This is a genomic window from Cellvibrio sp. (genome assembly GCF_039207905.1).
Lineage (GTDB): Bacteria > Pseudomonadota > Gammaproteobacteria > Pseudomonadales > Cellvibrionaceae > Cellvibrio.
The window spans coordinates 49,952-61,304 of sequence record NZ_JBCECX010000001.1 but is presented as its reverse complement, the minus strand read 5'-3'; the positions used below and the strand labels follow the sequence as shown (position 1 = coordinate 61,304).

The following is an 11,353-nucleotide window of genomic DNA, read 5'->3' as shown; positions in this document are numbered from 1 at the left end:
TGAATTGGAGTAGATAAGATGAGCTATAAAGATTGCTTCGATAAAGAACGCCGGGATTTTCTGCGCGTTGTTAAGCAGGCCGGTATTTCCGCCGGCATGCTCAAAGCCTCTGCAATGATCGGCGGCGTTATGCTTGCGCGCGTTGCTGAAGCGCAAACCACGCCGACTAAATCCTGCTCGGTATTTATGCCCGGCGGTTGTACACCGGCGAAATTTTTTCCCACCGGCAGCACCATGCCAATCCAAACCATTCCATTGCAATCGCACTACAACGCGGGTCGTATCGCGCTGATAAAAAATGCGACCATGATGCAAGGTGGCCACGGTGTAATGTTCAACCGCTTTAACGATCCAAACCCATGGGGCAAACAAAGTTTTGACGTAAACCTCGGCAAAACCATCGGTGCAAATTATCCGGTGAAATGTTTGAACCTGGGCACTACACCCGTAACGGAATTATCGCGCGACTCGGTGCAAATTCCCGCGATCACCAGCCCGCAAGCTGCACTGGATATTTTATTTTCCGGTGGTGGTGGCGGAGGTGGCGGTAGCATTCCACCGCGTAAATCATTGGTTGATGTTCACTACGCAGCGGTGAATGAACTCAAAACCAAATTGGGCCAACACGAAAAAATTAAACTCGATAGCCACTTCAATGCTATCCGTGAAATTGAACTCGCGCTGGAAAGTACCAACCCAAATCCAAACACTTGCAGCGCACCACCAAACACTAACGCGATCGGTTTTGATGCAACCTCAAAACTAATGACCGACATTGGTGTATTGGCATTGAGCTGTAATTTATCTGCCTCTGTGTCACTCGCGTTCGGTACCGACGAGCATCTGCACTTTTTAGATGCCGTTGCAAAACCACGTGCGTCACACGACTCGCACCATAACCAGGGCAACCCTAACTACAACGGCTTCTACGATGAAGACGTTGCTTACTACATGTCGCTTACCAAGCAATTGATCGACAAGTTGGAAGCAAAAGGTTTGCTCTCCTCCACCATCGTCACCCAGGTTTCTGACATGGGTAACGTGGATGCCCACACCGGACAAAACACGCCTATGTTGGTAGCAGGTGCGGGTGTGCGTGGTGGTGTTGTGGATGCAGGTGGTTTATCACAAACCGCTCTGTTCCAAAGCGTCGGCCTCAAACTGCGTGCAGATCAAGGACCAAACGGTTCTGCGTTCCGCAATTGGGGCGCTGCAACCATTGCTGGTTTGTTTGCATAACCTGCCGTTTTAACGCAGTGGAAACCCGGTGCAAACCGGGTTATCCACAAGGACAAAAAAGTTGTAGCTAAAAACAAAAAAACAACAATCAAACTAAGAAGTGGTTTCTATCATGAAAACGTTAATTGTCTACGCTCACTTACTCGCCGCTTGTGTCGCCGTTGGTCTCTTGTTAATACAAGATTTGGCCTTGGCTAAAACGCGCGGAAAAGTACTTTCTGCACTGGCGAAAAAAGAATTAACCAAAGCGGCAGACATCATGTTCATCGCCTTAATCGCACTATGGATTACAGGCCTCGCATTAGTGTTGCAGGGATATATGGAGAATCCGCAGCAATATTTAATGAACGAAAAACTCTGGGCGAAATTTACAGTGGTAGCAGTATTAACGCTCAACGGTGTTGCGCTGCACTATTACAGTTTTCCACACGTAACCTGCGCGCGCGGATTTATCAGTGTACCCCGACACGAACAAATTCTTGTTGCCCTTACGGGTGCCATATCGTCGACATCCTGGCTATTTGCCTGCTACCTCGGCATCGCCCGCCCATGGAATTATACGGCAGACTACAGCTACATAATGTTCATCTACATTGGCTTGTTGACCTGCGCGTTTATTGTCGCTGGTGAAACCTTGCGCTCATGGCGCCGTGGTGAACTACCTACGTTGACGGAACAGGCACAATTGAATAGCTCGCAAAAATACGAATAATCACTTCCACTCAACACGCACATTATATTCATGCATAAAAAAGGCGCTCCATGAGCGCCTTTTATGTTGTACCTACTGCAATCAGAAACTCGACCCCGGTTGCTGCAAAAACTCTAACTCTTCCGGTGTAGATTCTCGCCCAAGAATTGCATTGCGATGTGGGTAGCGACCAAAGCGATCAATAATATTTTTATGCTTTATCTCAAAATCAAGATTCTCTGCCAAGCCCAACTCACGGTATAACCCAACCGCCACCTGATGTATCTCCGCCGACTCACTGTGCATAAACGGTAGATATAAAAAACTGCGTTCAATCGGCGACATAGCTTTATCTGCTCCCACGGCCAAGGCCTCTTGCGCAAGCGCTAATGCCAGCGGATCATTCATAAACGCCTGCGGCGTATCGCGAAATATATTGCGAGAAAACTGGTCGAGAATAATAATTTCTGCCAATCGCCCTTTCGCTGCCATTCGCCAATCAAACAATTCACAACTCGCTGCCTGAGCATGAACACCAGAAAATCGCCGCTTGATTTCCGCATCCAACGCATCATCTTTTTTATACCACTGCGCAGGTGTCAGCTCGTCAAACCAAAAATGGAGGATGTCGTTATACATACATATTTCCTTCTAAAGAAAGCGGAGATTTTTAGCAGTAACGTTTAGGACTTTGGAAAAGGAGGATAATTCCGTAAAACATAAACCTGACAAACCTACACACTAATCTTTGCGCAACACCATATGCAACAACGGAAAAGGCCTACCTTGCCCATCGGTTTCTGATCGCCCAACGACCTTAAAACCAAGATGCTGATAAAAACCTATCGCCTGCGGATTCTGCTCATTCACATCCACTTTGGTCGCCTGCTGATTTTGGATCGCATAACCACACAACAAAGCACCAATACCTTTACCTCGTGCCTCAGGTGCGACAAACAACATTTCAATATTGCCCTCTGCCACACCGCAAAAACCAAGAATCTGACCATCAGCATTTTTTGCACAACGTAAATCTACAGCATCAAAATAGTGTTCAAGGATAAGCGGTTTTAATGCAGTAATATCTTCCTCACTCAAAAAATCATGGGTTGCACGAACGGATGCCTCCCATACCTGAATTAAAGCCAAATAATTGGATTGTACTGCAGGTACTATTTTCATTTTAGCCTTTGCTTTACCTTACATATAATTTAAAAAAACAACCTCAAAAGCGAGAAAATACTCCGAAACTTCATATTCCTTTTAACTAATGCACCCCATACTCCTCACGACTTACCGTAAGGTCGTCACTACCAACATCTTTTCGTAGCGAGATACGAGCATCTCTTCTAAGGCTCTTAAAAGAATCAACTTGGCTTTTTGATATAAATTTAGACTTCCCTGCTAACGGATAAACTTCTTCTTTGATAAAATCACGAAAAGCATATAACTTCACTCTGGACTCTTTAGATATATATAACCCTGATTTTGCAGAGAATGCTTTATTGAAGGAATCAAGAAATTGACGTACGATTTCAAAATCAACCTCTGGCTTCCCACCTAAAATCCGAATCATATTTCCAGGTCGACCACTCAAAGACGCACACTCAAAAACCGACCACATCTCCTGAATAGCATCTAACTGACGAACAGCCAACTCTTTAATATACATGTCGCGCCTTAAGTTTATCGCTAAATCTCTTTGAATATATGATTTATAATCTTCCAGCTTAGTATCCAATGAACTTTGGATTTTCGCCTTATAGTCCTCCATATCTTGTTTCCATTTTTGTGTCATCCTTCCCTTAATGTAATACATGAGAAAAGCGCTTATCACAGTAGGAATTCCACAAGCAAGCAAGATAGCTTCAATAAAATCACTCATTCGACGCTCCATTTTTAATACTATTAAACATAAAAAATCATCAAAAATTTCTATTCAAAAAAATCAACATTACAGACATCCCTTTTTAAGAATGAGTAAAATACGAAATAACTATTTCGCCAAAATAAATTGCCTAAAGTAGAGCACCCTTCTAAATTCATTAGAAAGAAAGATAACTTTCGATGGTAGACTATATAAATAAATTTCGCTAAAAAATTATTACTAAAGAGGAGATGAGCCACACACTAAAGCGCTTTAGATATACATTAAATGAGTGGTGCGGGCTAAAAGCATAGAGTTACCAATATGACAGCGGAAAATACAGAGGCGGGATTCCGCCCCTCGAGGGAAAATGAAAATCTTAAAGCAACTTATCTCTTTCTCTAAAGCCCAGCAGATACAAAATCGCGTCCAAGCCCAAGTTGGAAATCGCGTGTTCTGCAGAGGCTTTTACTAAAGGTTTTGCGCGGAAGGCGACGCCGAGGCCGGCGACGCTGAGCATTGGGAGGTCGTTGGCGCCGTCGCCGACGGCGATGACTTGTTCCAGCGCAATGCCTTCTTGCTTCGCGAGCATGGCGAGCAATTCGGCTTTGCGTTGGCCGTCGACCACCATGCCTTTTACTTCGCCGGTTACTTTGCCGTCGACAATATCCAGCTCGTTGGCGTAGACATAATCGATGCCGAGTTTGGTTTGCAGGTAGCGGCCGAAGTAATTAAATCCGCCCGATAAAATTGCGGTTTTGTAGCCAAGTTTTTTGAGCGAGGAAATTAATTTTTCTGCACCTTCGGTGATACGCAATTCATCGGCAATACCGGCGAGTACCGATTCGTCCAAACCTTTGAGTAGCGCCATGCGGCGAGCAAAGCTTTGTTTGAAATCCAATTCGCCGCGCATTGCAGCTTCGGTAATTTCGGAAACCTGTTCACCTACGCCCGCCGCTTTGGCTAGTTCATCAATCACTTCCGCTTCGATCAAGGTGGAATCCATATCGAAACAAACCAAACGGCGGTTGCGGCGATAAACCGTATCGCGCTGGAAAGCAACATCGATATTTAAACGCGCCGACAACTCCATAAAGTCCGCGCGCAGTGCAACCAAATCAGCAGGCGTGCCGCGCACTGAAAATTCGACGCAGGCGCTGCCTTGGTGATCATTACCTGCATCCAGATCAGCGAGCGACACACGGCCAGACAACCGGCTGATGCTGTCGATATTCAACCCGTGGGATGAAGTTACGGCAGTCAGCTCGGCAATCATCGCCGCATCAATCTGGCGCGCGAGCAAGGTGACTATGTGACGGGTTTTGCCCTGCTGCTCGGTCCAGTGTTCGTAACTGTCCGGCGCAACGGTTTGGAAACGCACCTGAATGCCCAATGCCTGGGTGGCTTGCTGGATCTGCTCCAACAATTGCGCACGCGCATCAGCGGCGATGCGCAACTCCACCAGAATGCCCAAGGCCAAGGTGTCGTGGATCACGGCCTGGCCGATATCCAGAACACGCGCACCGGCGCGGGCCAGCACATTGGTAATCGCACGGGTGATGCCGGGTTGATCCTGACCAGATGCGTTAATGAGTAAAAGTTCGTTCACAGAGCCTCTCTATAAATGAGATCAAACATTGGGCTATAAGGGGTATCAAACATACGGCTTGGCCCGGTACATGCTAGTTTCTGGCACATAGCATCACAGTATGCTGGGGGCGATTGCGCAAAGCGCGCATTCTAGCGGAATTCATGGCCGCTCACAGTAGCTTCTATGAGCGTATCTGCATCACGGTTACGCGGGACGAGTCTTAGCGTGGGCGTGAAACTTAGGCTAGAATGCGATTCCACACGACACTCGCGCTGCAATTGGAGCTTAACCATTCCAGTCGCCGCGATCTGTCCAAGTCACTGACTCCGGCAGGAACTGGAGTTGAAATATGAACGCAACACTATGAGCACGGACTTAACAACAAGATGGCATTATTCAGAACCTACAAAAACTACCCACAACTCAGCCTCTGCAGCTTGCTCCTGATTGTGCTTGGCGGCATCGGCGCCGCGGCCTATATCTACAATAGCGAGCAAAACCAGCGCGAGCAGATCAGCCATTACGGCCAGGTTCTCGCCAATAGCGCAGCGCGACAAGCGGTGAACGCTACCCTGCAACAAGATCTGGTCAGCTTGCAGGCAATCTTGCTGGAGGTCGGTCAATATCCCAACGTGATAGGCGCGACCATCCACAACGTGGAAAACAAACTGCTGGTGCAAAGCGGCTTCAAACCCAATCAGGAAATTCAAGGCAGACGCTACGAGTTCTCGGCACCCATTGCGCTGCACAATAATGTGGCCGGTTATTTAGGAGTGACGCTGGATGTGCCCCGCCACAGCGAGCGCGACTACCGCTTTTTTATGGTATGGATGGCGGCAGTATTTTTCTCGTTACTGGTGATCTGGTGGTCGATCCAACGCCAATGGTGGGCGCAGCTAAAAGATAATTTGCCCAGCGCTAGCGATATCGTCACCGCTGTCGTAGAAAAAATGCCGACGATCAATGATGTCCCCGAGCCGGAGCCGGAATTACCCAAAGAGGTATCGGTGCGCTTGAGTTTGGATATCGTCAACATGAGCAAGCTTTACCAGCAATTAAACAGCGAAAGTTTTGCCATAGTATTGCGTCGCTTTGAAAAGCAATTGCAGGGCGTGTTGAATTTGTACAGCGGCCAACGCCAAATGTTATCCGGTGAAACCTTGATTATCGATTTCACCGGCGAAGCGTTTTACGAATGCAGTTTCCGTGCTGTGTGCGCGGCGCAATTGTTAAATAGCCTCACCGCCAAAAGCCCAAGCCCGCGCTTGCATTTGGCGGCAGCGGTGCATGAATTATCGGCACCGGTAAGCTCCAATAAATCGCTGCTGAAAGATTTTGTGGTGCAACACAACAATCATTTGAAGCCGGACAAAGGCGAAATCCTGATTAGCCAACGCTTGATCGATTCCGATTTACAAGAACATTTGGATATTGTGAGCGACAGCGGAAAATTAGTGGGATTAAAAGCGCCTTATGCATCGCTACTTGCCAAGCAGGAAGAGCAATTGGTTGGGGCGACGGCGTCTTAATTGTTCGCATTGTGGATTACGGTGTCTTACGCGAGACGCGCCGTAAATACGTCCATGTAGGCTCGACTGCTGCATCCATGCAGCAGACGGTCTCGCATAAAACACCGCAATCCACCAGCAAGATTTTCGCAGCAAGCAGACCGTCACTGTCACATATCTGCAACCATTCCATCACATAACCGTCATCCCACAGTCATAACCTTGCCTTATCGCCCATCGCAAGGTTGTGATTACCATGCTCAATATCGAAGAATCCCTCACCAATAAATTCCCCGGTTTCACCCAGCAATCACCGATTGTCCGTAACTCCACACTTAACCTGCTGCGCAAGCTAACCCACGAGCGGGAAATTAATGATTTCTTGCAAGAGCATGAAGGCAATCGCGGCATCGATTTTATTGACCGCATTTTTGAATATTTTAATTTCAGTTACAGCATTTCCCAGCGCGAGCGCAACAACATTCCCGCGCAAGGCCGCGTGATTATTATCGCCAACCATCCGATTGGTTCACTCGACGGTTTGGCACTGGTGCGTCTGGTAAGTGAAGTGCGCAAGGATGTGAAAATCATCGCCAACGACATGCTGATGGCGTTTGAACCGCTGCACGAATTATTGCTACCGCTCGATAACATGACCCGTGCGGCTTACAAGCAGAGTTACAAAAATATCCTGCAATCACTGAATAACGATGAAGCTGTGATTATCTTCCCTGCTGGCGAAGTTTCCCGAGCGAGCCCTACCGGCATTAAAGATGGCAAATGGCAAGCGGGCTTTTTGCACTTTGCGCGCAAAACCAATGCGCCGCTGTTGCCGATATTTATCTCCGCTAAAAACTCCATGCTGTTCTACAGCGCATCCATGATTTTCAAGCCGCTTGCTACAGCATTGCTTGCACATGAGATGTTCAACAAGCGCTCCGCAGAGATTAAATTCCGCGTAGGTGAGCTGATTCCACACCATGCGTTGGAATCCGATCAACTCGCCGACAAAGCCTTGATCAAACGTTTAAAGAAACACGTTTACAAAATTGGCAAAGGCAGTTTCGCGAAAAAAAATCGCGCTCCGGTTTTTGTAACCGAAAAAACCATCGCCCATCCGGAAGACAGGGCTGCACTGAAAACCGAATTTAAAACCGCACAGGTGATTGGCAAAACCCGCGATAACCACACGATCTTTTTGTGCGACTACAACCAACACCCGGTTGTACTGCGCGAGATTGGCCGTTTGCGCGAGCAGACTTTCCGCTTGGTGGGCGAAGGCACAGGCAGCCGTCGCGATCTGGATAAATACGATCACTACTATCGCCATCTGGTACTGTGGGATGAAGAAAAACTCTGCATCGCCGGCGCCTATCGTTTAGGTGAAGCGCACAAGCTGGTAAAGAAAAAAGGTGCAAACGCGCTCTACACTGCCGAGCTGTTTGATTTCCATTCCTCTCTCACGCCTTATCTTGAACAAGGTTTGGAATTAGGTCGCAGCTTTGTGCATCCGGATTACTGGGGCAAAGCCAGCCTTGATTATTTGTGGCAAGGTCTTGGCGCTTATTTGCATCATCATCCGCAAGTGCGTTATGTGTTTGGGCCGGTGAGTATGAGCGCACAATATCCGAAGCCATTACGCGATTTATTGGTGTTTTACTACGAGCGTTATTTTTTAAAAGGCCAGAGTGAATTAAAAAATAGCGGTGAAAGTGAAGGGACGTTTGCAGAAGGCAAACATCCACATGAAATTGATGAAGATGTATTGATCGAACTGCAACACCGCTTCGCCAAACTCGATAGCGACCAGGGTTTTGATTTACTGCAGGAAGAGTTTAAAAAGCATGACTGCAAAATTCCGGTGCTGTTTAAACAATACGCAGGCTTGTACGATGAAGGCGGCTACCATTTGCTCGCCTTCAGCGTGGATTCGGAATTCGGCAATTGTGTGGATGGCTTGTTTATGGGCGACCTCACTTGCATGAAGGCCGCCAAACGCGCGCGCTACCTCGGCGCTTAATCATAAGCTTCCATTAGCTGCTCGCGCTGTATCCAATAACGGGCATTTTTATAGTCGGTATTTTTGGGTAGCAAAGGATTGGGAATATCAAAAATCAGCGCGGGGCGAACTTTTTCCTCCAACGGGAACAGGTGATTCATCAACGGATGAGTCACCATAAAACGCTGGAACTCACCGCTATCGATCATGCGCTCCAGCCCTTTGTTAATCCATTGCGCAAGCTGTTCGTTTTTCGGGCTGACAAAAAAATACACCGTAAACGGATAATGAATTAACACCCCATCAAAAATCATTAACCCTGGGTAACGCTCTTTGCGCTGCTCCAACTCCGGCATAGCCTCAAACAAACCGCGCGGTAAATAATCGCAACGTTTGGCAACCAATTGTTTATACATCCCTTCAAAGCCGCTGGATTCAATTACGCGGAAATTGCTCGCACGCAGAATTTCTACATCCGGCCAATCCAGACCTTGGCAAGCCACTAATTTTTTCAAATCGTCCGGCGTTTCTATTTCAGCAAATACCGGCAAGGAATCCGCGCGGATAATTAGGCGACGAAAACCCAACAAACCGCGATCCAACGGAACAGGAATAACATGCAGCGATTGCTCGCGCTGGTTACTCGTGCCCATCCAATAAACATCAATCAATTGGCCGCGATACAATTCCGTTGTCGCCCGCCCCTGCTCCATCAAGGTCACCTCCTGGATCGCGGGTACAGGTCTGCCATCGGCGCCGCTGTGCAACGCCAAGCGTAAAAGCTGTAGATAATAACTCTGCGCGACCAACGAATCCGGCTGGGGTTTGGGCACACGAATCGGCTGCGGCTCGGCAGCCAAAGGAAGGCACAGCAATAAGCTGCTCAAACATGAAATGAGTATCAGTGTCCTGACCATGATAAAACTCCGAATCAATCCCGGATAATCCCAACCTGCGTGCGGTTGCAATCTTTGGCAAAGTATAGGTTAATCGCGGCAATCCTTCGTCCTTTCGACCTATCACTAATTGAGCTAAAAATGCACATCCATATTCTCGGTATTTGTGGAACCTTTATGGGCAGCCTCGCCCAACTCGCGAAAGCGCTTGGCCATCGCGTTACCGGCAGCGATGCCAATGTTTATCCACCCATGAGCACACAACTTGAACAAGCGGGTATCGAATTGATTCAGGGTTTTGATCCTGTCTATTTGCAACCGCCGCATATGCAAAATGCACCCGATCTGGTGATCATCGGCAATGCGATGAGCCGCGGTAATCCCAGCGTGGAATATGTACTCAACCAAGGCATTGCCTACACCTCTGGCCCGCAGTGGCTGCGCGATCATGTATTGCAAGGCAAATGGGTATTAGCAGTTGCTGGCACCCACGGCAAAACCACCACCTCATCCATGCTGGCGTGGATTCTGGAATACGCAGGAATGGAGCCGGGTTATTTAATCGGCGGCGTGACTAAAAATTTTCCCACCTCTGCACGCTTGGGCGGCACACCTTTTTTCGTGGTGGAAGCAGATGAATATGACAGCGCCTTTTTTGACAAGCGCTCCAAGTTCGTTCATTACAATGCGCGCACGGTGATTTTAAATAATCTCGAATTTGATCACGCTGATATTTTCCCGGATCTCGCGGCTATCCAAAAACAATTCCATCATTTGGTGCGCACAGTGCCGAATAACGGTTTATTAATTTCGCCATCAAATGACAAAGCGCTCGCCGACGTTATCCAACAAGGCAGCTGGACACCGCAGCAACAATTTTCGGTAATCGATAGCGCTCCTGCGGAAAATAATTCTGCTCCAGAATGGCAAGCCAAGTTAATCAACAGCGACGGCTCTTCATTTGCGGTTTTGCACAATGGCGAAGAAGTTGCGCAAGTAAATTGGGCGCAAACCGGCATCCACAATGTAAACAACGGATTGGCTGCAATGATTGCCGCGCGCCATGTTGGAGTCACTCCAGAACATTCATCCGCAGCACTGGAACAATTTGCCGGTGTTAAACGCCGCATGGAGATACTGGCCGACATCCACAGCGTAAAAGTCTACGACGACTTCGCCCATCACCCGACCGCCATCAAAACCACACTCGCTGGTTTGCGCGCAAAAGTCGGCAGCGAAAAAATCATTGCCATTATCGAGCCACGCTCCAATACCATGCGCATGGGCGTACACAAAGGCGCACTCAACCAAAGCGTCACCGATGCTGACGATGTACTCTGGTATCAACCCGCCAACGTCGATTGGGCAATGGACGAAGTCGTCAACAAAAGCCCCGTCCCCGCAAAACTCCTGCGCGATCTGGACGAATTAATCCACTTCGCCATTTCACTCAGCGAAGCAAATACCCACATCGTCATTATGAGCAACGGCGGATTTGGCGGAGTACATCAGAAGTTGATTGAGCAGCTGAAAAAGCATGCGATGTAAATAAGCCCAATACC

At 48.0% G+C, this 11,353-nt stretch carries 10 protein-coding genes; 5 read left to right on the top strand and 5 right to left on the bottom strand.

The genetic code is table 11. The features are described from left to right. Positions 1 to 18: 18 nt before the first annotated feature. Together AAGC78_RS00285 and AAGC78_RS00280 are read left to right on the top strand one after the other, a co-directional pair. Complete coding sequence (locus tag AAGC78_RS00285) at positions 19 to 1,239, top strand: DUF1552 domain-containing protein (protein ID WP_435782016.1); 1,221 nt, start codon at positions 19 to 21, stop codon at positions 1,237 to 1,239. Positions 1,240 to 1,351: 112 nt separating this feature from the next. Continuing rightward, positions 1,352 to 1,951 (top strand): DUF2214 domain-containing protein, encoded by a 600-nt coding sequence (locus tag AAGC78_RS00280; protein ID WP_435782015.1) that lies wholly within the window; start codon positions 1,352 to 1,354, stop codon positions 1,949 to 1,951. Between the two features lie 81 nt (positions 1,952 to 2,032). Here the strand turns inward: AAGC78_RS00280 and AAGC78_RS00275 are convergent, their stop codons facing one another. The 4 genes from AAGC78_RS00275 to serB all read right to left on the bottom strand — a co-directional run bounded on the left by AAGC78_RS00275 (position 2,033) and on the right by serB (position 5,406). Then, the gene (locus AAGC78_RS00275; protein WP_435782014.1) at positions 2,033 to 2,569 is read right to left on the bottom strand and encodes a DUF924 family protein; all 537 of its coding nucleotides are present in this window, start codon (positions 2,567 to 2,569) and stop codon (positions 2,033 to 2,035) included. 102 nt (positions 2,570 to 2,671) lie between these two features. Beyond that, the gene (locus AAGC78_RS00270) at positions 2,672 to 3,112 is read right to left on the bottom strand and encodes an acetyltransferase (RefSeq protein ID WP_435782013.1); all 441 of its coding nucleotides are present in this window, start codon (positions 3,110 to 3,112) and stop codon (positions 2,672 to 2,674) included. Between the two features lie 85 nt (positions 3,113 to 3,197). Further along, positions 3,198 to 3,815, bottom strand: coding sequence for a hypothetical protein (locus AAGC78_RS00265; protein ID WP_435782012.1), 618 nt, complete (start codon positions 3,813 to 3,815; stop codon positions 3,198 to 3,200). 361 nt (positions 3,816 to 4,176) lie between these two features. Next, a complete protein-coding gene (gene serB, locus AAGC78_RS00260; protein WP_435782011.1) occupies positions 4,177 to 5,406 on the bottom strand; it encodes a phosphoserine phosphatase SerB in 1,230 nt (409 codons plus the stop codon). 368 nt (positions 5,407 to 5,774) lie between these two features. On the opposite strand from serB, the gene AAGC78_RS00255 reads away from it, so the two are divergent. Further along, entirely contained in the window at positions 5,775 to 6,917 is a 1,143-nt protein-coding gene (locus AAGC78_RS00255) for a hypothetical protein (protein WP_435782010.1), read from the top strand. A 235-nt stretch (positions 6,918 to 7,152) separates the two neighbouring features. After that, complete coding sequence (locus AAGC78_RS00250; RefSeq protein WP_435782009.1) at positions 7,153 to 8,916, top strand: GNAT family N-acyltransferase; 1,764 nt, start codon at positions 7,153 to 7,155, stop codon at positions 8,914 to 8,916. Here the strand turns inward: AAGC78_RS00250 and AAGC78_RS00245 are convergent. Further along, on the bottom strand, positions 8,913 to 9,812 hold the full coding sequence (locus AAGC78_RS00245; RefSeq protein ID WP_435782008.1) for a substrate-binding periplasmic protein: 900 nt from the start codon (positions 9,810 to 9,812) through the stop codon (positions 8,913 to 8,915). The genes AAGC78_RS00250 and AAGC78_RS00245 overlap by 4 nt on opposite strands. Positions 9,813 to 9,932: 120 nt before the next feature. On the opposite strand from AAGC78_RS00245, the gene mpl reads away from it, so the two are divergent. Continuing rightward, the gene (mpl, locus tag AAGC78_RS00240; protein ID WP_435782007.1) at positions 9,933 to 11,339 is read left to right on the top strand and encodes a UDP-N-acetylmuramate:L-alanyl-gamma-D-glutamyl-meso-diaminopimelate ligase; all 1,407 of its coding nucleotides are present in this window, start codon (positions 9,933 to 9,935) and stop codon (positions 11,337 to 11,339) included. The last annotated feature ends 14 nt before the right edge of the window (positions 11,340 to 11,353 follow it).

What these genes read in the sequence shown, in the direction of transcription:
- mpl (WP_435782007.1), top strand. Translation starts at nt 9,933, where the DNA reads ATGCACATCCATATTCTCGGTATTTGTGGAACCTTTATGGGCAGCCTC.
- AAGC78_RS00270 (WP_435782013.1), bottom strand. Translation starts at nt 3,112, where the DNA reads ATGAAAATAGTACCTGCAGTACAATCCAATTATTTGGCTTTAATTCAG.
- AAGC78_RS00245 (WP_435782008.1), bottom strand. Translation starts at nt 9,812, where the DNA reads ATGGTCAGGACACTGATACTCATTTCATGTTTGAGCAGCTTATTGCTG.
- AAGC78_RS00285 (WP_435782016.1), top strand. Translation starts at nt 19, where the DNA reads ATGAGCTATAAAGATTGCTTCGATAAAGAACGCCGGGATTTTCTGCGC.
- AAGC78_RS00250 (WP_435782009.1), top strand. Translation starts at nt 7,153, where the DNA reads ATGCTCAATATCGAAGAATCCCTCACCAATAAATTCCCCGGTTTCACC.
- AAGC78_RS00275 (WP_435782014.1), bottom strand. Translation starts at nt 2,569, where the DNA reads ATGTATAACGACATCCTCCATTTTTGGTTTGACGAGCTGACACCTGCG.
- AAGC78_RS00255 (WP_435782010.1), top strand. Translation starts at nt 5,775, where the DNA reads ATGGCATTATTCAGAACCTACAAAAACTACCCACAACTCAGCCTCTGC.
- AAGC78_RS00280 (WP_435782015.1), top strand. Translation starts at nt 1,352, where the DNA reads ATGAAAACGTTAATTGTCTACGCTCACTTACTCGCCGCTTGTGTCGCC.
- AAGC78_RS00265 (WP_435782012.1), bottom strand. Translation starts at nt 3,815, where the DNA reads ATGAGTGATTTTATTGAAGCTATCTTGCTTGCTTGTGGAATTCCTACT.